Source organism: Quadrisphaera granulorum (assembly GCF_003149145.1).
GTDB lineage: Bacteria > Actinomycetota > Actinomycetes > Actinomycetales > Quadrisphaeraceae > Quadrisphaera > Quadrisphaera granulorum.
The window spans coordinates 87,412-105,951 of sequence record NZ_QGDQ01000007.1 but is presented as its reverse complement, the minus strand read 5'-3'; the positions used below and the strand labels follow the sequence as shown (position 1 = coordinate 105,951).

General features: G+C 72.3%; 18 protein-coding genes. 6 read left to right on the top strand and 12 right to left on the bottom strand.

Annotated features, from left to right (window positions below; genetic code table 11):
- Positions 1-2 precede the first annotated feature (2 nt).
- From BXY45_RS07595 to BXY45_RS07565, 7 genes are all read right to left on the bottom strand, one after another.
- Complete coding sequence (locus BXY45_RS07595; RefSeq protein WP_109773783.1) at positions 3-785, bottom strand: SDR family NAD(P)-dependent oxidoreductase; 783 nt, start codon at positions 783-785, stop codon at positions 3-5.
- Positions 786-859: 74 nt separating this feature from the next.
- Positions 860-1,867, bottom strand: a complete 1,008-nt coding sequence (locus tag BXY45_RS07590; RefSeq protein ID WP_109773722.1) for a sugar ABC transporter substrate-binding protein — start codon at positions 1,865-1,867, stop codon at positions 860-862.
- A 116-nt stretch (positions 1,868-1,983) separates the two neighbouring features.
- Positions 1,984-2,988 carry an ABC transporter permease gene (locus BXY45_RS07585; protein ID WP_109773721.1) on the bottom strand — a complete coding sequence of 335 codons (1,005 nt, stop codon included), beginning with the start codon at positions 2,986-2,988 and terminating at the stop codon, positions 1,984-1,986.
- Positions 2,985-4,547 carry a sugar ABC transporter ATP-binding protein gene (locus tag BXY45_RS07580; RefSeq protein ID WP_109773782.1) on the bottom strand — a complete coding sequence of 521 codons (1,563 nt, stop codon included), beginning with the start codon at positions 4,545-4,547 and terminating at the stop codon, positions 2,985-2,987. Before BXY45_RS07580 ends, BXY45_RS07585 begins: the two co-directional genes overlap by 4 nt.
- A gap of 5 nt (positions 4,548-4,552) precedes the next feature.
- Positions 4,553-5,614 (bottom strand): zinc-dependent alcohol dehydrogenase, encoded by a 1,062-nt coding sequence (locus tag BXY45_RS07575; protein WP_109773720.1) that lies wholly within the window; start codon positions 5,612-5,614, stop codon positions 4,553-4,555.
- Positions 5,611-6,576: a transketolase family protein gene (locus BXY45_RS07570; RefSeq protein ID WP_109773719.1), complete on the bottom strand. Its 966-nt coding sequence runs from the start codon at positions 6,574-6,576 to the stop codon at positions 5,611-5,613. The genes BXY45_RS07575 and BXY45_RS07570 overlap by 4 nt, the downstream gene beginning before the upstream one ends.
- Positions 6,576-7,466: a transketolase gene (locus BXY45_RS07565; RefSeq protein WP_109773718.1), complete on the bottom strand. Its 891-nt coding sequence runs from the start codon at positions 7,464-7,466 to the stop codon at positions 6,576-6,578. The genes BXY45_RS07570 and BXY45_RS07565 overlap by 1 nt, the downstream gene beginning before the upstream one ends.
- 295 nt (positions 7,467-7,761) lie before the next feature.
- Here BXY45_RS07565 and BXY45_RS07560 point away from each other — a divergent pair, with 295 nt between their 5' ends.
- From BXY45_RS07560 to BXY45_RS07535, 6 genes are all read left to right on the top strand, one after another.
- Positions 7,762-8,358 (top strand): MarR family winged helix-turn-helix transcriptional regulator, encoded by a 597-nt coding sequence (locus tag BXY45_RS07560; protein WP_109773717.1) that lies wholly within the window; start codon positions 7,762-7,764, stop codon positions 8,356-8,358.
- Positions 8,355-9,101: an IclR family transcriptional regulator gene (locus tag BXY45_RS07555; RefSeq protein ID WP_109773716.1), complete on the top strand. Its 747-nt coding sequence runs from the start codon at positions 8,355-8,357 to the stop codon at positions 9,099-9,101. The genes BXY45_RS07560 and BXY45_RS07555 overlap by 4 nt, the downstream gene beginning before the upstream one ends.
- A gap of 106 nt (positions 9,102-9,207) precedes the next feature.
- Positions 9,208-10,311, top strand: a complete 1,104-nt coding sequence (locus tag BXY45_RS07550; RefSeq protein ID WP_109773715.1) for an aromatic ring-hydroxylating dioxygenase subunit alpha — start codon at positions 9,208-9,210, stop codon at positions 10,309-10,311.
- Positions 10,308-11,357, top strand: coding sequence for a PDR/VanB family oxidoreductase (locus BXY45_RS07545; protein ID WP_211319324.1), 1,050 nt, complete (start codon positions 10,308-10,310; stop codon positions 11,355-11,357). The genes BXY45_RS07550 and BXY45_RS07545 overlap by 4 nt, the downstream gene beginning before the upstream one ends.
- Before the next feature lie 87 nt (positions 11,358-11,444).
- Positions 11,445-12,941, top strand: coding sequence for an aldehyde dehydrogenase family protein (locus BXY45_RS07540; protein WP_109773714.1), 1,497 nt, complete (start codon positions 11,445-11,447; stop codon positions 12,939-12,941).
- A 53-nt stretch (positions 12,942-12,994) separates the two neighbouring features.
- A complete protein-coding gene (locus tag BXY45_RS07535) occupies positions 12,995-13,486 on the top strand; it encodes a MarR family winged helix-turn-helix transcriptional regulator (RefSeq protein ID WP_170131367.1) in 492 nt (163 codons plus the stop codon).
- Between the two features lie 509 nt (positions 13,487-13,995).
- Here the strand turns inward: BXY45_RS07535 and BXY45_RS07530 are convergent.
- The 5 genes from BXY45_RS07530 to BXY45_RS07510 form a co-directional block, all read right to left on the bottom strand.
- The gene (locus BXY45_RS07530; RefSeq protein WP_109773780.1) at positions 13,996-14,799 is read right to left on the bottom strand and encodes a methylenetetrahydrofolate reductase; all 804 of its coding nucleotides are present in this window, start codon (positions 14,797-14,799) and stop codon (positions 13,996-13,998) included.
- Positions 14,800-14,846: 47 nt separating this feature from the next.
- Positions 14,847-16,247 (bottom strand): vanillate/3-O-methylgallate O-demethylase, encoded by a 1,401-nt coding sequence (gene ligM, locus BXY45_RS07525; protein ID WP_109773712.1) that lies wholly within the window; start codon positions 16,245-16,247, stop codon positions 14,847-14,849.
- A 76-nt stretch (positions 16,248-16,323) separates the two neighbouring features.
- Entirely contained in the window at positions 16,324-16,722 is a 399-nt protein-coding gene (locus tag BXY45_RS07520; RefSeq protein ID WP_109773711.1) for a hypothetical protein, read from the bottom strand.
- A gap of 156 nt (positions 16,723-16,878) precedes the next feature.
- The gene (locus BXY45_RS07515; RefSeq protein WP_109773710.1) at positions 16,879-17,739 is read right to left on the bottom strand and encodes an amidohydrolase family protein; all 861 of its coding nucleotides are present in this window, start codon (positions 17,737-17,739) and stop codon (positions 16,879-16,881) included.
- A 36-nt stretch (positions 17,740-17,775) separates the two neighbouring features.
- Positions 17,776-18,540, bottom strand: a complete 765-nt coding sequence (locus tag BXY45_RS07510; protein ID WP_109773709.1) for an SDR family NAD(P)-dependent oxidoreductase — start codon at positions 18,538-18,540, stop codon at positions 17,776-17,778.

Below are 18,540 nucleotides of genomic sequence, written 5' to 3'. Positions count from 1 at the left end.
CCTCAGAAGGTGGGGAGCTCGAAGCGCTGCTTGAAGACGGTGTACCCGTCGTCGCAGCTCACCACCGTGCCGTTGATGACGTTCGACTCCTCGGAGGCCAGGAACGCCACCACGTTCGCGATCTCCTCCGGCTCCGTCATCGTGTTCCGCAGCAGCTCGGAGGCGAACAGCGCCCGCAGCTCGGGGCTGAACTGGTTGATGATCGGCGTGGCGACGCGGCCCGGGGTGATGGCCACCACGCGGGTGCCCTGGTGGGCCAGCTCGTAGGCCGCGGAGCGCGTGAACGAGATGACGGCTGCCTTGGCCGCGCTGTAGGTGAACGCCAGCTCGGCGGCCTGCTCCCCGTAGATGGAGGACGTGTTGACGATGACGCCACCCCCGCCCTGGTCCCGGAACTGGCGGCCCGCGGCGAGGATGCCGTAGTACACGCTGTCCTGGTCCACCCTGATCATCGGGTGGTAGTCCTTCTCGGGGTCGTGCTCCAGCAGCGGCTTGCCGCCCGCGATGCCCGCGTTGTTGAAGAGCACGTCCAGGCGCCCGAAGCGCTCCACCGTGGTCCGCACGGCCGCCTGGAAGGCGTCGAAGTCGGACACGTCCACGCCCACCGCGGTCACCGCCCCGGGTGCGCCCTCGTGGGCCACCTCGTCGGCGGCGGCCTGCGCGCGCTCGGTGTCGACGTCGGCGACCACCACCTTGGCGCCCTGCCGCAGGAAGACGCGGACGGTCGCGAGCCCGATGCCGCCGGCACCGCCGGTGATGAGGGCCACCTTGTTGTCGAGAGCCATGGTCATCTCCTCTGTGGAGACGTCCGGCGCCCGGCCGGGCGGGGGAGCACCCCGCCCGGCCGGGCGCGGGGACGTCAGCTGCCGAGCTTGTCCGACGGGGTGATCGAGGCGGCGTTGTCCTTGGTCACCAGCGTGGTGTCCACCGCGTCGAAGGTCTCCGACGGCTTGGTGCCGTCCTTCTGGTAGGCGAGGATCGCGTCCTCGACGGTCTTGTTCACCGACGGCCAGGGCTGCTCGACGGTGGCCACGAGCGGGCTGGTGCCCGACTGGATGGCGGCGATCGCCTCGCTGGAGGCGTCGCACCCGGTGACGATCGCCTTCGAGCCCGACTCGCTGACGCCCTGCGCGGCGCCCAGGGCGGCGTCGTCCCAGCCGACCCAGACGGCGTCCAGGCCGCCGGGGTTGGCGGTGAGGTAGTCGCTGACCAGGGCGAGGGCCTCGGTGCGGCCGGTGGCCGGGGACTTCACCTTCTGGATGGACCCGCCGGCGATGTTCGCCCCGGCCTTCTTCAGCTCCGCCTCGGCGAGGCTGGCGCGCATCCGGATGCCGGGGTGCGGGTCGTGGCCGATGACCATGACGTTCTTGCCCTGCAGGCCGCCCAGCTGCTTGCTGATCTCCTGCACGGTCTGGTCGGCGATGCCCTGCTGGTTCGAGGTGACGTTGAGCGCGAAGGCGTCGTTCGCCTCGGTGCCGGCGTCCACCGCGAAGATCGGGATGTCGGAGTCCTTGGCCGCGGTGACGATCGAGCTGATCGAGGCGACGTCGGTGTACCCGTCGAAGATGGCGTCCGCGCCCTGCCCGATGGCGCTCTCCACCTGCGGGTTCATCTTCTGGAAGTCGAAGTCGCCCTGGATCATGGTCAGGTCCCAGCCGTTGGCCTTGGCGTCGGCCTGGACCTGCTTGACCCACCAGGCCCCGATGGGGGTCTGGTTGCCCGAGGTGAACGCGATGACCTTGAACGGCTTGCCGGAGCCGCCGTCGCCGCCCGACCCGGCGTCGGTGCCGCTGCTGCCGCCGCAGCCGGACAGGACGGTGGCTGCGGCGAGCGCCGCCGCGGCGAGGGCCGTGAACCTCATGCGCATGGTGACTCCTTCGTCAGTGCGTGGAAGACCTGCCCCGCGGCGGGTGCCGCGCGGCCGAGGGGGTTCTGGGGAGGCTGTGCTGGGAGGGGGAGCCGGAGCTCCGGGAGGGGCGGGGGTCAGCGGCTCCGCGTCTTCAGCGACGAGAGCGTGACGGCCGCGATGATGATGATCCCGGTGACCACCTGCTGGACGTAGGAGTTCACGCCCAGGATGTTGAGGCCGTTGCTCATCACCCCGATGATCGCGACTCCGATCACCGTGCCACCCAGGTTGGCTGCCCCGGACCTGATGACGGTCATGCCGAGGAACACCGCCGCCACGGAGAACATGAGGTTGTCGCTGCCCTGCACCGCGGACGACGAGCCGAGCCGGGCGGCGAGGAGGATGCCGCCGATGCCGGCCACGAGGCCCGCCACGGTGAAGGCGAGCAGCCGCGACCGCCGCACGGAGATACCGGACAGGCGCGCCACCTCCACGTTGCCTCCGATGGCGTACCAGCTGCGCCCGATGGTGGTGAACCGCAGCACGGCCCACGCCACGAGGGCGATGAGGACGGCGAGGTAGACGGGCATCGGGATGTTGAGCAGGCGGCCCTGGCCGAGCTGCGTGAAGCCGGCGGGGAAGTTGAACAGCGTGGTCCCCTGCGTCACGAGGTACGCCGCCCCGACGATCGAGGTCATCGACGCCAGGGTCGCCACGAAGGCCGAGAGGTTCAGGTAGGCGACCAGCAGGCCGTTGACCAGCCCGATGGCCAGGCCCACCGCCACCGCGGCGAGCACCGCGACGGTCACCGACTGGCCCGCCGTGAGCAGCGCACCGGCCACCGAGCCCGACAGGCTCGAGGTGGCGGCCACCGACAGGTCGAAGTCGCCGACCACCATCACCACGGTCTGCGCCACGGCGATGATCGCCAGGATGGACACCTGGTAGAGGATGTTGCGGACGTTGGTGAAGGTCAGGAACACGTCCGGCCGCATCGCGAAGAAGAAGAGGACCAGGGCGACCAGGGCGAGCACCGTGCCGCCGGACAGGGCGCGCTGGCCCAGGGACCGGCGGGGCACGGCGAGCACCCCGGCCGAGGTGTCCTCGATCCCCGGGTTGCGGGTGGGGGTGGCGGTCATCGCACGTCGGCCTTTCCGTAGCAGTACGACAGCAGGACTTCCTCGTCCGCGTCCGCGGCGTCGACCTCGCCGGAGACCCGGCCCTCGTGCATGATCAGCACGCGGTCGCTCATCCCGATCAGCTCCGGCAGCTCCGAGCTGACCGCGATGACGGTGGTGCCGCCGGCGGCCAGCTGGCGGATGAGCCGGTAGATCTCGGCCTTCGTGCCGACGTCGATGCCGCGCGTCGGCTCGTCCATGAGCAGCACCTTGGGCCTGCGGGCGAGCATCTTGGCCAGCACGACCTTCTGCTGGTTGCCGCCGGACAGCTCACCCACGGGCTGGCGGGGGCTGTGCGCCTTGATCTGCAGGTCGCGCATGCCCCGCTCGACGATGGTGCTGATCCGCGCGCCGGAGACGACGCCCGCGGAGCTGACGGTGGGGATGTTGGCCAGCGCGATGTTGTCGCGGATGGTGGCGCCGAGCACCACGCCCTGGCTGCGCCGCTCCTCGGGCACCAGCGCGACCCCGGCCTCGAGCATCTGCGGGACGGCCGCCCGCATCGACACGGTGGTGCCGGCCACGGTGATGGTCCCGGAGGTCTGCTTCTGCGCCCCCGCGAGGATGCGCAGCAGCTCGCTGCGCCCGGACCCGGCCAGCCCGCCGATCCCCAGCACCTCCCCGGCGCGCGCCGAGAAGGAGACGTCCTTCACGCGCCGGCCCTGCAGGTCCGAGACCGAGATCGTCACCTGCTCGGTGGCCGTGCCGCGGTCGGGGTAGAGGGACCCGGGGTCCCGGCCCACCATCGTGGAGATGACCTCGTCGATGGTCGAGGCGCTGACGTCCCTGGTGGTGATGTGCGACCCGTTGCGCATGATGGTGAGGCGGTCGCAGAGCTCGAAGACCTCCTCCAGCCGGTGCGACACGTAGACGATGGCCACGCCCTCGTCGCGCAGGGACCTCAGGACGACGAAGAGCTCGCGGATCTCGGTGTCCGTGAGCGACGCGGTGGGCTCGTCGAGGATGAGCACCTTGGCGTCGGTGGCGAGGGCCCGGGCCACCGAGACCATCGTCTGCTGGACGGGGGAGAGCTCCCCGGCCAGCATCCCCAGCGGGATGCGCTGGTTGAGCCGCTCCAGGTGCACGCGGGCGCGCTGCCTCATGCTCCGCCAGCTGACGATGCCGCCGCGGGAGGGCATCTGCTCGCCCAGCAGCACGTTCTCCGCCACGGAGATCGACGGGATGATCGACAGCTCCTGGTAGAGGGCCACCACGCCGGCGCGGTTGGCGGCGCGCACCCCGGTGAACTGCACCTCCTCGCCGTCGCGGACCAGCGTGCCGCCGTCGGGGGCGTAGACGCCGGTGACCACCTTGATGAGGGTCGACTTGCCCGCGCCGTTCTCCCCGAGCAGCGCGTGGATCTCGCCCGGGCGCACGGCCAGCTGGGCCCCGCGCAGCGCGTGGACGCCGTCGAAGTGCTTGGAGACGTCGCGGGCCTCCAGCGCGAACGGGCCCGCTGCGGCCGCGGCCGGTGCGGCGGCGGCCGTCGTCGTCGAGGCGGGCTCTGCGGGTTCCGTCATGAGCGTCACACCAGCTCCTCGACGGCGTTGCAGCGGATGACGACCTTGGGGAAGCGGCCGGAGAGGTGGACCTCGAACGCCCGCTCGGCGTCCTCGAGGTCGAAGACGGCCTGCGTCATCTCCTCCAGCTGAAGGTGGGGGAGCAGCTGCAGCGCGCGGGGGAACGCGTACGGGGAGACGAAGACGCCGGTGAGGGTGAGCTCGCGCAGGTACAGGTGCTCGGACAGGTCGAGCGGCAGCTCGAACCCGGTGGGGTACATCGCGCCGTAGATGACGGTGGCGCCCTTGGCGGCGATGTCCAGCAGCCCGCGCACGGCGCGCGTCGACCCGGAGGCGTCGATGACGACGTCGTACCCGCGGCCCTGCGTGATCTCCAGGGCGCGCTGGCCCTGGTCCTCGCCGACCGGGTCGATGACGTGCTCGGCCCCGGTGCGCAGCGCGAGGGCCCGGCGCTCGGCGATCGGCTCGATCATCGTCAGCGACGTGGCGCCGTACCGGCTCATCACCTGCAGCGCCAGCTGCCCGATGGGCCCGCCGCCGCAGACGGCGACGCGGTCACCCACCCGGATGCGCGTCTTGTCGGCGATCCGCACCGCCACCGACACCGGCTCCAGCAGGCAGCCCTGCAGCAGGGTGACCGACTCGGGGAGCCGGTAGACCTGCGACTCGTGCCAGGTGACCGTCTCGGACATGCCGGGCCGGTTGTAGTCCTGGATGTGCTCGCAGAACTGCTGCCTGCCCTCCTGGCAGGGGCGGCAGGTGCCGCAGAACCTCAGGAAGTTGCCGGCCACCCGGTCGCCGACGCGCAGGCCGTTGCGCGTGGCGCGCTCGCCGAGCGCCTCCACCACCCCGGAGACCTCGTGGCCCAGCCCGATCGGCACGTCGGTGCCGAAGAAGCCCTCGGCCAGGTGCGGGTCGGAGCCGCAGATGGCCGCGTAGGCCACGCGGATGCGGACGTCCTCCGGGCCGAGCGGGTGCTCGGGGAGGTCGACCACGCCGATGCGGCCGCGGTCGCCCTCGTCGGTGGCCCTGAGGCTGCCGATCCTCGTGACGGCGACGGTCCTCACGGCTGGGCCGCCAGCACCCGGCGGGTGGCGGCGACGGTGGCGGCCAGGCCGTAGCCGTGCTTGTCGCGCAGCTCCTCGTCACCGCCGAAGCCCGCGTACACCTGCGGGATGCCCAGGCGCTCGAAGGCGGTGAGGCGGATGCCGCGGTCGGCGACGACGTCGGCCACCCGCGTGGCGAGCCCGCCGTAGGCGAGGTGGTCCTCCAGCACCACGAACCGGCCGCCGGTCTCCTCGGCGCACTGCGCGATGAGGTCGGCGTCGATCGGCTTGAGGGTGAACATGTCCACCACGCGCACGGAGCGGCCGTCCTGCTCGAGGGCCTCGGCGGCCTGCACGGCCTGGGCGACCGTGGTGCCGTGCGTGAAGATCGTGGCGTCGGTGCCCTCGCGGGTGACGATGCCCTTGCCGATCCGGACGTCGTGCTGGCCGGGCTGGTAGAGCACCTGGTCGGACTTGCCGACGGCGAGGCGGATGTAGATCGGGCCCTTCATGGCCATCGACTGGCGGAGCACCTCGCCCACCATGAGCGGGTCGCCGATGGAGGTGACCGTCATGTTGGTGAGGGCGCACATGAGGGCCAGGTCCTCGACGGCGTAGTGCGTGGAGCCGCCGTTGCCGACCAGGCCGCCGTGCGTACCGATGATCTTCACGGGGAGGTTCGGGTAGCAGACGTCGGTGCGGATCTGCTCCAGCGCCCGCATGCTCAGGAAGGGCAGCATCCCCGAGACCACGGGGATGTTGCCGTCGTAGGCCAGGCCCGCGGCGATGCCCACGCAGACCTGCTCGGCGAGGCCGACGTCGAGGAAGCGGTCGGGGAACTTCTCGCGGAACTCCACCAGGGTGGCGCCGATGTCGGGGGTCAGCGCCCACAGGTTGTCGTGCGTCTCGCCGAGCTCGGCCAGGGTCGAGCCGATGACGGACCGGGCCGAGAGGAACTCCCCGAAGGTGAAGGTGACGGGCATCAGACGTTCTCCTTCTGCGTGCGGGAGGCCTCGAAGGCGGTGTTGAGGGCGGTGAGGGCGCGCTCGAGGTCGGCCTTGCCGAGGGAGCCGGCGTGCCAGGCGAGGTTGCCCTCCATGAAGTCGACGCCCTTGCCCTTGACGGTCTCGGCCACCACCACGGTGGGGCGGTCGCTGTCGGGGTCGGGCAGCTCGTCGACCACGCGGACCAGGGCGGCCATGTCGTGGCCGTCGACGTGCACGACGTTCCAGCCGAACGCCGCCCACTTGTCGGTGTAGGGCTCGAAGACCACGCGCTCCTCGGCCATGCTCGTCATGAGCTGGCGGTTGCGGTCGACGAAGGCCACGAGGTTGCCCAGCCGGTTGCTGCGGGCGGCCATCGCGGCCTCCCACACCGAGCCCTCGCCGGTCTCGCCGTCTCCCAGGAGGCAGAACACGCGGTGCTGCTGACCGCGGTGGCGGGCGCTGAGGGCCATGCCCACGGCCAGCGGCAGGCCGTGGCCGAGGGAGCCGGTGGAGGCCTCGACACCGGGCAGCTGCACCTTGCACGGGTGCATGCCGTAGGCGCTGTCCAGCTGGCCGTAGCTGGAGACGATGCCCTCGTAGGAGAAGAAGCCGCGGATGGCCATGGCGATGTACATGCACACCGCGGCGTGGCCCTTGCTCAGCACGAACCTGTCGCGCTGCGGGTTGCTGATGTCGTCGGGGTCGACCGTCATGCCGTACTCGAAGAGCACCGTGAGGATGTCGGCGGCGGAGAGGTCTCCGCCGATGTGCACGGCGCCCTCGTAGGTGCCGCACAGCTCGAGCAGCTTGGTGCGCAGCTCGTGCGAGAGCTCCTCGAGCTCGGCGACGCTCAGGTCTCGAGAGGCGGTCAGGGGCTGGGCGGTCATCGCGTGTCTCCTCGTCGATGCACACGGGGGTGGTGCGGCGGGGCGGTGGGCGCGCCGCTGCGGCGCGTCGTCGACGCCGCCAGCGACCCGGTCGCTCCTCGGCGAGACCTCCGACGTCCGTGTCGGTGGCTCGTGCCGCGGAACGTAACAGCCAGCCTGTTGACATGTAAACACCTTCATGGAACAACTTGCTGGCGCGCCGATGATGGCGCTGTGAGGGCGTCCGGGCGCACGCGCCCTTCCACCTGGTGGAAACTCGTCGCACCCGACGTCGGCTCCTGGAACGAGGCAGCACATGGTCATGCCCCACGAGTGGCCCAACGGCGGGCGCGCCGCGGAGGACATCGTCACCGAGCCCCTGAGCACGCGGATCGACCTCGAGGAGTTCACGCCGCGGCTGGTCTACCTCGTCTCCAACGCGCTGGTCTGGCAGGAGTCGCACGAGATGCGCCGCCGCTTCGGGCTGGGCACCAACGACTGGCGGGTCATCTCGGCGCTGGGCTGGCGTCCCGGGCTGTCGGCCACGGAGGTGACCCGCTTCCTCGGCGTCAACAAGGCCGTGGTGTCCAAGAGCGTCGCCGTCCTGGTCGACCGCGCGCTCGTGGCGCTGCTCCAGGGCCCGCGCGGCTCGCGGCCGATGTACCTCACCCGGGCCGGCGCCGAGATGCACGACCAGATGGTCCCGGTCTCCCACCGCGGCCACGAGCTCATCACCACGGGCCTCGAGCCGGAGCAGGTGACGCGCCTCAACGAGCTGCTGCGCGAGATGCTCGGGCAGCTGCGCGGCCAGAGCGTGGAGGGCGACGGCGCCGTGCCCGTGGGCGACCTCGACCAGCCGCCGGTGCGGCTCGACCCGAGGCGGCGCAGCACCGACGCACCCCGAGAGCCGTGACCCTCACCACCCGCACGCTCGACGTCCTGGCCGCCTTCACCCCCCGCCACCCGCGCCTGCGGCTCGCCGACGTGGCGGTGGCCAGCGGGCTGCCGCTCACCACCGCGCACCGCATCGTCAACGACCTGGTCCGGTGGGGGGCGCTGGAACGGGCACCCGACGGCACCCTGTCGGTGGGGCTGCGCCTGTGGGAGCTCGCCTCGCTCGCCCCCCGCGGGCCCGAGCTGCGCGAGGCGGCGCTGCCGTTCCTGGAGGACCTCTACACCGCCACCCGCGAGAACGTGCAGCTGGCGGTCCGGGAGGACCTCGAGAGCGTCTTCGTCGAACGGCTCACCGGACCCGACGCCGTGGACGTCATGACCCGCGTCGGGGCGCGCTTCCCGCTGCCCTCCACGGGCGTCGGCCGGGTGCTGCTCGCCCACGCGCCCTCCGAGGTCCAGGAGGCCGCGCTCGCGGGGCCCCTGCGGCGCTGGACCGAGCACACCGACACCGACGCCGGCCGCCTGCGCGCCCTGCTCGCCGAGGTGCGCCGCGCCGGCGTCGCCTTCAGCGACCAGCAGGTGACCGAGGGAGCGGCGTCGGTGGCGGCCCCGGTGCGGCGCGGCCGCGGCGAGGTGGTGGCCGCGGTCTCCGTGGTCTACAGCACGGCGCGCACCACCGCGGCGCCGCTCGTGCCCGCGGTGCGCGCCGCGGCGCTGGGCATCTCCCGGGCCCTGGGGGCCCGCGCCGCCGCACGCCCCTGACCAGCGCTCCTTCCGCCTGCCGGAAGCGCTGCTGCGGGGCGTCGTCGTCGTCGCCGATCCTCCCGGGAAGCCACGACGACGTGACGCAGCACGGTGAGGAGCACCCATGACCGACGTGCAGGCAGAGCCGCTCGCGGCGCCCGGGCAGGTCAACGCCAAGATCTTCCCCTTCCCCCTCAACGCCTGGTACGCCGCCGCGTGGGACCACGAGGTGACCTCCCAGAAGCCGCTGGCGCGCACCGTCGCGGGGCAGCCGATGGCGCTGTACCGCACCGCCGACGGACGCCCGGTGGCGCTGGCCGACGCGTGCTGGCACCGGCTGGCGCCGCTGTCGATGGGCACCCTGGTGGGCCGCGACGGCATCCAGTGCCCGTACCACGGGCTGCAGTACAACTCCGCGGGCCGCTGCACCAAGATGCCGGCGCAGGAGACCGTCAACCCCAGTGCGCTGGTGACGTCCTACCCGGTGGAGCAGCGGTACCGGTACGTGTGGGTGTGGCCCGGCGACCCGCTGCTGGCCGACCCGGCGTCCATCCCCGACATGCACCAGATGGACTCCCCGGAGTGGGCCGGTGACGGCCTGACCATCGAGGCGCCGTGCAACTACCAGCTGGTGCTCGACAACCTCATGGACCTCACGCACGAGGAGTTCGTGCACCACTCCAGCATCGGCCAGGACGAGCTGAGCGAGTCGGAGTTCACCACCCGCCGCGAGGCCGACGGGTCGGTCAGCGTGACCCGGTGGATGCGCGACGTGGCCCCGCCGCCGTTCTGGCTGAAGAACATCCGCGACAGGTTCCCCGACTTCGACGGGCGCGTGGACCGCTGGCAGATCATCCACTACTACGCGCCGTCCACCATCTGCATCGACGTGGGCGTGGCACCCACGGGCACCGGCGCTCCGGAGGGCGACCGCAGCCAGGGCGTCAACGGCTACGTCATGAACACCATCACGCCCGAGACCGAGCGCAGCTCGCACTACTTCTGGGCGTTCATGCGCAACTACCGCCTGGACAGCCAGCTCATCACCACCCAGCTGCGCGAGGGCGTGCACGGGGTGTTCGGGGAGGACGAGGCGATGCTCGCCGCGCAGCAGCGCGCCATCGACGCCAACCCCGGCAAGGAGTTCTACTCGCTCAACATCGACGCCGGCGGCATGTGGGTGCGGCGCATCCTCGACGAGATGCTGCGCTCCGAGGGCCGGGTGTGAGCGCCTCGCCGACCAGCGCGGCGGTGGGTGCGTCCGCGGCGGGCGCCGCGCTGCGGCCGGCGCGCGTGGTCGAGGCCCGCGACGTGGCCGACGGGGTCCGGCGCGTGGTGCTGGAGCACGCGCCCGGGCGTCCCGCCGAGCCCGGGGCCCACCTGCAGCTGGCCGTGCACACCCCGGCCGGGCGCGAGGTGCGCTCCTACTCCGTGGTCGAGGCCAGCGCCGACGGCACGCGCTCGGCCATCTCGGTGCTCCTCACGCCGACCTCCCGCGGGGGCGGGCGCTACGTGCACTCCCTGGCGGTGGGGGACGACGTCGAGTGCAGCGCCCCGCTGCAGGGCTTCCCGCTGCGCCTGGGCGCCGGGCGCTACCACCTGGTGGCCGGCGGCATCGGCGTCACCGCGCTGGTGGCGATGGCCCGGCGCCTGGCCGCGCGCGGCGCCGACGTGGTCCTCGACCACGTGGTGCGCACGCGCACCCGGGCGGCGTACGCCGCGGAGCTGGCCGAGCTGCTGGGCGACCGCTACCGCCTCCACGTCGACGACGAGCACGGGCCCTTCGACGTCGCCGCCCTGGTGGCGGAGCTGGCCGCGGAGCACGAGCGGGTGCCCGGCGGCGTGGAGGCCTACGTCTGCGGGCCGATCCGGCTCATGGACGCGGTGCGCCGGGGCTGGGAGGCGGCCGACCTGCCGGCGAGCACGCTGAGGTTCGAGACGTTCGGCAGCTCGGGCTGGTACGCCCCGCAGCCGTTCACCGCGTGCATCCCCGAGATCGGGCTGCGCACCACGGTGGGGCCCGACACCACGCTGCTGGAGGCCCTGCAGCGGGCCGGGGCGGACCTCATGTACGACTGCCGCAAGGGCGAGTGCGGGCTGTGCCGCATCGAGGTCGCCTCCGTGCGCGGCGTCGTCGACCACCGCGACGTCTTCCTCAGCCGGCGCCAGCAGGAGGCGGGCACGTCGCTGTGCGTGTGCGTGTCCCGCGTGGCCGCCGCGCCGGGTGCCGAGGGCGGAGGCGAGCCGGCGGAGCTGGTGCTGCGCCTCCCGTAGTCCGACCGGGCCCCGGTCTTCACATGTCAAGTTCAAGGGTCCATGCTCGTCCTGTCGATCCCGTCCGCACGAAGAGGTGCTCACCAGATGACTGACACGCTCGACGCCCCCACCGCCCACGAGACCGCCCCGGTGGAGACCGGCCTCTACATCGGCGGGCAGGCGCGCACCACCGCCGACCACCTCGACGTCGTCGACCCGGCCCGCCCCTCGCGGGTGGTGGGCCGCGCCGCCGCCGCCACCGCGGCGGACGTCGCCGACGCCGTCGCCGCCGCCAAGGGCGCCTTCCCCGCCTGGGCCGCGCTGACCCCGGCGCAGCGCGCCGAGCAGATGACGGCCGCCATCGCCGACCTCGCCGCCGAGCGCGACGGCGACGCCGCCGTGCTCGCCCAGGAGAACGGCAAGGTCGTCCACGAGGCCTGGGTGGACGCCCTCGTCTTCGAGATCCGCTGGCAGCTGGCCCTGATGCACACGGACGAGGTCGAGGCCGCGACGGTGCTGCCGCCCGCCCCCGGCATCGCGGTGGAGACCACGGTCTCCTACCAGCCGCTCGGCGTGGTGACGGTCATCGTGCCCTTCAACTGGCCGCTCGCCATCCTCGCGGCGGCGCTGCCGCACGCCCTGCTCACGGGCAACACCGCCATCGTCAAGCCGCCGCCGTCGGCGCCGCTGGCGACCGCCCGCCTCGTGCAGCGCGTCGCCGAGAAGCTGCCCCCGGGCGTGCTCAACGTCATCACCGGGCGCGACGCGGAGATGTCGGGCCTGGTGGAGAACACCGACGTCGCCAAGGTCTGCTTCACCGGCAGCGTCGGCGGCGGCCGGCGGATCATGGAGATGGCCGCCCGCAGCCTCACCCGCGTGACGCTGGAGCTGGGCGGGAACGACCCGGCGATCATCCGCGCCGACGCCGACCTCGGCGACGAGGCCCTCGACCGGCTCTTCGGCGCCGTCTACGACACCACCGGCCAGATCTGCATGAACGCCAAGCGCCTCTACGTGCACTCCTCGCGCCGGGACGAGCTGGTGGCCGGGCTCTCGGCGCGCCTGGAGCGCACCAAGCTCGGGCACGCGCTGGAGGAGGGCACCACCATGGGCCCGCTCCACTCGCGCGCGCAGCGCGACTTCGTCGCCGAGCTCATCGCGGAGGCCGAGGAGTCCGGCGCCACGGTCCTTCGCTTCGGCGAGCTGCCCGGCGGTGACCTGGCGGACGGCAACTTCCTGCAGCCGGCGATCGTCGTCGACCCCGACCCCTCGCTGAGGGTGGTCACGGAGGAGCAGTTCGGCCCGGTGGTCCCCGTCATCTCCTTCGACGACGACGACGAGGCCGTCCGCGCCGCCAACGACACGTGGAGCGGCCTGGGCGGCTCCGTGTGGACCGAGGACCCCGACGCCGCCACGAGCATCGGCAACCGGCTGGCGGTCGGCTACGTGTGGGTCAACGACCACGGCGCCAACCGCCTCGACCTGCGCGCGCCCTTCGGCGGCATGAAGCAGTCAGGCATGGGGCGCGAGCAGGGCATCGCCGGCGTCCGCGCCTTCCAGGACACCCGGTCCGTGGCGCGGACCGCTCCCGCCGCCTCCTGAGCGGCTCGCGCACGGGACCAGCACCGCACCGACCGCGGCGCGATGCTGGTCCCGTGCCCGACGCCCCCGCTGACGCCGTCACGACGCCGCTGCCCAGGACCCTCCCCAGCGACGCGTTCACCCCGAGGCTCCTCGCGCTGGTCTCCAACGCGCTGGTCTACCGGGAGTCGAGCCTGCTCAAGGCCGAGTTCGGCCTGGGCACCAACGACTGGCGGGTCGTGGCGTCGCTGGCGGTGCGGCCCGGCATGACGGGCGCGGAGCTCAGCGAGTACCTGGGCACCCACGAGGCGCTCGTCTCGCGCAGCAACCGGGTGCTGTCGGAGCGCGGCCTCATCACGAGCAGCGCGGGACCCGGCCGCTCGCGGCACCACTACCTCACGGACGAGGGGGCCCGGCTGCACGACCTCATGCTGCCGATCTCGGCGGCGGGGCAGGACGTCGTGCTGGAGGGGCTCTCGCCGGAGGAGGTCGAGCACCTCAACGAGGTGCTGCGGGGCATGCTCGCCAAGCTCCGGGCGGCCGGCCCCCGCCCCCACCCCTCGTGATCATGGGCGCTGCGCACGGGGGGCGGCGTTGCGCGGGGCCGTGTTCCTCGGCGGGGCGCCCCTCGCGCGTCGATCGCTCGAGGGCGCCCGACCTGACCGCGTGACCCGCCGGACCGTCACCCACCCCCGCGACGATCAAGGACGTTGGCGCCAGAACAGTGCGTGACCTGCATGCTCACCGCTTCAACGATCGCCGAGATCTGCCTCACCTCTGATGGGCCGGTCCTTCCAGACCGCAACGACGGCGTGGTGTCGCCGACGTCCTCGATCGAGACGGAGGGGGTGACGGGTGGTGTCGCGCTCAGGCCGGCTGGAGCGTGGTCGACACCTGGCGCAGGGCCGGCTGGCCCGGTGGCCCCCCTGCCGCCGGGTGGGGGCTGCCCGCTGGGTGGCCCCGTGCCCGGGCTGAGGGCCCGGACCCGGGCACCAGCGCACCCAGCGGGCACCTGACGCCCCACCGCCGCGGTGTGGCGGCGCGGACGCTCATGATCACGACGAGTGGGGGCAGCTCAGGCGTGGGTGGCGCGGAACTGCTGCGCCCACTCGGCCGTGGCCCGCAGGCCGCCGAACGTGTAGAGGTGCAGCTTCACCTCGCCGTGCACCGCCGGGTCCAGCTGCGCCGCCAGCGCCCCGAGGAACCGGTCAGGGCCGGCGGTGCCGAGCAGGTTGGTCAGCGACAGCCCGTACTTCTTGGCGATGCCGGCGCTGGTGCCCACGCCGAAGCGCTTGGCGTAGCCCAGCAGCCGCTTGATGCCCGCGGGGCCCGGCACGCCCACCCGCACCGGCAGGTCGACGCCGCGCCGGCGCACGGCGGCGAGGTAGGCGAGCACCGCGTCGGCGTCGAAGCCGAACTGCGTGATGACCGTCCCCGGCAGCCCCTGCTCGCGCAGCGCTGCGTGCTTGCCCTCCAGCGCCTGCCACAGCACGGGGTCGCCGATGTCGGGGTGACCCTCGGGGTAGCCGCTGACGCTGACCCTCTGCACGCCGTGGCGCTGCAGGAGCCCGCTGCGGATGACGGCGAGGGAGTCCTCGTACGGCCCCTCCGGCGTGGCGGGGTCACCGCCCACCACGAACACCTCCTCGGTGGCGCCCACCCCCTCCAGCGCGGTGAGGAACTCCTCCAGCTGCGCCTGGGAGGCCAGGCGCCGCGCCGAGACGTGGGGCACCGGGACGAAGCCCCAGTCCTTCACCGCCTTCGAGGCGGCCACCCGCATCGGCAGGTCCTCGTTCGCCAGGTAGGTGACGTTGATGCGCGTGCCGGCGGGCAGCGCGGACCGGGCCTCGTCGAGCTTCTCGACGTCCTTCCCGGTCATCTCCAGGGAGAGGTCGTCGAGCAGCGACGCCGGCGGGACCCCCACCGTCACCGCGCCCCTGCCGTGCGCCAGCCGGCCTGGTAGGACTCCCGCGCCACCTTGGAGTACGGGGCCGGGCTGACCACGGCGCGCACGGAGACCTGCTCGTGCGGCTCCACGGTGGTCTTGGCCGAGCCGCCGTCGGGCTCGCCCCACACCACGCGAACCTCGGCGCCGACCGGCACGCCCGGGTCGACGGTGGCCAGTGACAGGCCGGTCCGCTCGTTGGGGCTGTACCCGGTGAACAGCGACAGGCCCACCTGGTGGCCGTCGCCGTCGAGCACGGCGTCGTAGTTGGAAGAGCCGTAGTTGGCGTTGGGCAGGTCGAACCACTGCGCGCCGGGCTCGGGGCTCAGCGGTGAGGCGAGGATCTTGCCGAGGTCCTCCGCGTTCCAGGCCAGGGTCACCTTGCGGCGCTGCTCCCCGGGGACGACGGCCCGCAGGGCGTCGCTGCCGATGAAGTCGTGGTCGAACTTCACGAACGAGCCGTACCCCAGCTCCCACGGGTTGAGGTAGTAGTCACGGATGTCGTCGGTGACGTAGCTGCCGGCCAGGGCGTTGGTGGCCTCGTAGCCGTCAGCGGGGAGCCACTCGCGGTAGGCCTTCAGCTCGTCGGAGGTGTACACGGCGGGCAGCGGGGAGGGGATCCAGCCCGACTCGAAGGTGTTGCAGGAGTAGGCCCGCGAGCCCGAGGGCTCCAGCCCGAACTCGGCGCCGGCCTCGAGGATCGCGTCGCGGACGGCGTCGTAGGTCTCGTACGGTCCCCAGATCTCCAGGCCCGGTGCGCCGGCCATGCCGTGGCGCAGCGTGCGGACCTCGTGCCCGGCGATGCGCATCCGTCCCATGCGGAAGAACTTGACCTGCTCGACAGGGCCGCCGTTCAGCTTCTCGATGACCGGCCACGCGTTCGGGCCCTGGATCTGGAAGCGCCACAGCTCGCGGGTCACGGCCTTGCCGTAGGGGCGCGAGGGGGAGCGCTCGTCGCGCCGCACGTCGACGTCGTAGCCCTGCTGCGCCTGGTAGGTCAGCCAGTTGGCCACCGGCGCCCGGCCGACGAACGTGAACGCCTCCTCGGCGTCGCGGAAGAGGATGCCGTCGCCGATGACGCCGCCCTCGGGGGAGACGGGCACGAACTGCTTGGCGGTGTCGACGGGGAAGTTCGCGGTGCTGTTGACGCCGGTCTCGGTGAGCAGGCGCAGCGCGTCCTTGCCGGAGACGAAGAGGTTGACCATGTGGTGGGACTGGTCGAAGAGGACGGCGGTGTTCCGCCAGGCCTTCGCCTCGCGGCGGAAGTTGGTGAACTCCGCGGGCACCACGGGGTAGATGTAGGTGCCGAGGCGGGAGCTGCGCAGCAGCTCGACGGTGCTGCCTGCGGCGTCCAGCACGTCCTGGAGGTTCTTCGCGCTCATGGGCGTCCTTCCTGCTGAGGGGCTGGTCGCGCGCGGTTCCTCGACGTCGAGGTCTGCGAACCACCCGCTCGCCAGGCTAGGCAGCCGCGCGGCGCCGTCCGACGGCGCGATGACGGGTCGTCGCCGCGCGCCGGGGCCGCTCGGCGTACGTCATCCGTCGCAGGACGACGACGCCGCGTCGACCCGACCAGGACGTCGCAGCACGACCATCCACTGCTGCCTCGCGCCCCTCCTCCCGGTCGGGGGTGGGGGCAGCGGGCGCGACAGCTCCCCGAGCGAACTGCACGAACGGGGCCGGGGCCACGGCGGCGCGCAGGGTGCGCTGCTGGTGTGGCTCCACCTGGGGCTTGGTGGAGTCCGGTGACTCGTCCCACAGCACCTCCATCCGGGTGCCGGGCTCGGCGTGCTCGGCCTCGACGACGAACAGGCTGACGAAGGCGCGTTCGTCGGCGAGGTAGCCGCAGTCCAGGGACACCCGATGGGGGCGCCAGGCGAGCAACAGCTGTTGATCGGTCGACCCGCGACGGACCACACCGGCCCATGGACGTTGCGCGGGCGTGGCGAGCGGCGCAGCTCACGCCCGCGCGAGCTGCTCCTCGGTGCGTGAGTCGCGATCCGCTCGTGGCAACACCTAGCGGATGAGACCGAACAGGCGGGCCGCGTTCTCCTTCAAGATCAGGGGGCGCACCTCGTCCTTGATCGGGAGGTCCTCGAAGTCGCGCAACCAGCGGTCTGGACTGATCGCGGGGAAGTCGGACCCGAAGAGGACCTTGTGCTTCAGGAGAGATCCCGCCTGAGCGACGAGCTGGGGTGGGAAGTACTTGGGCGACCAGCCAGACAGGTCGATGTACACCTGCGGCTTGTGCGCAGCGACGGCGAGCGCCTCGTCCTGCCACGGCACAGAGGGGTGCGCGATGACGATCGGCATGTCGGGGAAGTCCACCGCGACGTCGTCCAGGTGCATCGGGTTCGAGTACTTCAGGCGGATACCCCCGCCTGCACGCTGGCCAGCGCCGAGGCCGGTCTGCCCGCTGTGGAACAACGCGGGCAGACCGGCGTCGGCGATGACCTCGTAGAGGGGGTAGGCGCTCGCGTCGTTGGGGTAGAACGCCTGGTCGCTCGGATGGAACTTGAACCCGCGCACTCCGTGGTCGGAGATCAAGCGGCGCGCGGTGCGCACCGCTTCAGCCCCACGGCCCGGATCCACGCTGGCGAAGGGGATGAGGGTGTCCGGAAAGCGAGCGGCCTGCTCGGCGATCTCTTCGTTCGACACACGAGGCCCTTCACCAGTGCGCGTGAAGGCATCGACCGTGAAGATGACGGCTGCCATCGACCGCTGCTGGTAGTGCTCGGCGAGCTCGGGCACGGTGAGCTCCGGGATCGCGCCGAAGGTGCCGGCAAGCGCGTCGGTTCCCGCGCCGCTGCGATGACCGTCCACCGAGGCCAGGACGTGCGTGTGCACGTCGATGGCCACCAGCTCCTCGACGTCCATGCAGCTCTCCCTTCGCTCGTCGTGTGGATGGCGCTCTCAGACGGCGGTGAAGCCGCCGTCGACGACGAACTGGGCTCCCACCACGAAGGAGGCCCGCTCGCTGAGCAGGAACAGCACCACCTCCGTCACCTCGTCCACCGTCCCGAGCCGCCCGATCGGGTGCTTGGTGGCGATGAGGTCCTGCACCTCCTTGGAGACCTCCTCCAGCAGCCGGGTGCGGATGTAGCCCGGGTGCACGGAGTTCACCCGCACCCCCCTGGCGGCCGCACCAGCAGCGGCCGCCTTCGTCATCCCCGCCACCCCGTGCTTGGCGGCGGTGTAAGGAGCCACCGTGGAGTCACCCACCACCCCGTAGATCGAGGACATGTTGACGACCGCTCCACCACCGGCCGCGATGATCGCCGGCAGCTGGTACCGCATGCCGTAGAAGACGGAGTTCAGGTTGATGTCGATGAGCCTGTCGTAGGCGGCGAAGCCGTCGGAGTCGTCGTAGTCCTCGAGCTGGCCCCTGGGGCCGCCAATACCGGCGTTGTTCACCGCCAGGTGCAGACCGCCGAACGCCTCCACCGCCTGCTCCACGGCCGCCTTCATCACGGCGGGGTCGGCCACGTCACCCTGCCCGGCGACCGCTGTGCCGCCCGCAGCGGTGATCTGCTCGACCACCGCTCGCGCGCTGTCCGCGTCGAGGTCGTGCACCAGCACCGATGCCCCTCGTGCCCCCAGCGCGACGGCCACGCCCTGCCCGAGGCCCGCTCCGGCACCCGTCACCAGGGCCACCTTGCCCTCGAACTCACTGCTCAT

Bases quoted from the DNA above. Each gene is read 5' to 3' on its own strand.
- BXY45_RS07570 (WP_109773719.1), bottom strand. From the start codon at position 6,576: ATGCCCGTCACCTTCACCTTCGGGGAGTTCCTCTCGGCCCGGTCCGTC.
- BXY45_RS07580 (WP_109773782.1), bottom strand. From the start codon at position 4,547: ATGACGGAACCCGCAGAGCCCGCCTCGACGACGACGGCCGCCGCCGCA.
- BXY45_RS07565 (WP_109773718.1), bottom strand. From the start codon at position 7,466: ATGACCGCCCAGCCCCTGACCGCCTCTCGAGACCTGAGCGTCGCCGAG.
- BXY45_RS07540 (WP_109773714.1), top strand. From the start codon at position 11,445: ATGACTGACACGCTCGACGCCCCCACCGCCCACGAGACCGCCCCGGTG.
- BXY45_RS07530 (WP_109773780.1), bottom strand. From the start codon at position 14,799: ATGACCGGGAAGGACGTCGAGAAGCTCGACGAGGCCCGGTCCGCGCTG.
- BXY45_RS07590 (WP_109773722.1), bottom strand. From the start codon at position 1,867: ATGCGCATGAGGTTCACGGCCCTCGCCGCGGCGGCGCTCGCCGCAGCC.
- BXY45_RS07560 (WP_109773717.1), top strand. From the start codon at position 7,762: ATGGTCATGCCCCACGAGTGGCCCAACGGCGGGCGCGCCGCGGAGGAC.
- ligM (WP_109773712.1), bottom strand. From the start codon at position 16,247: ATGAGCGCGAAGAACCTCCAGGACGTGCTGGACGCCGCAGGCAGCACC.
- BXY45_RS07550 (WP_109773715.1), top strand. From the start codon at position 9,208: ATGACCGACGTGCAGGCAGAGCCGCTCGCGGCGCCCGGGCAGGTCAAC.
- BXY45_RS07515 (WP_109773710.1), bottom strand. From the start codon at position 17,739: ATGGACGTCGAGGAGCTGGTGGCCATCGACGTGCACACGCACGTCCTG.
- BXY45_RS07585 (WP_109773721.1), bottom strand. From the start codon at position 2,988: ATGACCGCCACCCCCACCCGCAACCCGGGGATCGAGGACACCTCGGCC.
- BXY45_RS07595 (WP_109773783.1), bottom strand. From the start codon at position 785: ATGGCTCTCGACAACAAGGTGGCCCTCATCACCGGCGGTGCCGGCGGC.
- BXY45_RS07510 (WP_109773709.1), bottom strand. From the start codon at position 18,540: ATGAGCAGTGAGTTCGAGGGCAAGGTGGCCCTGGTGACGGGTGCCGGA.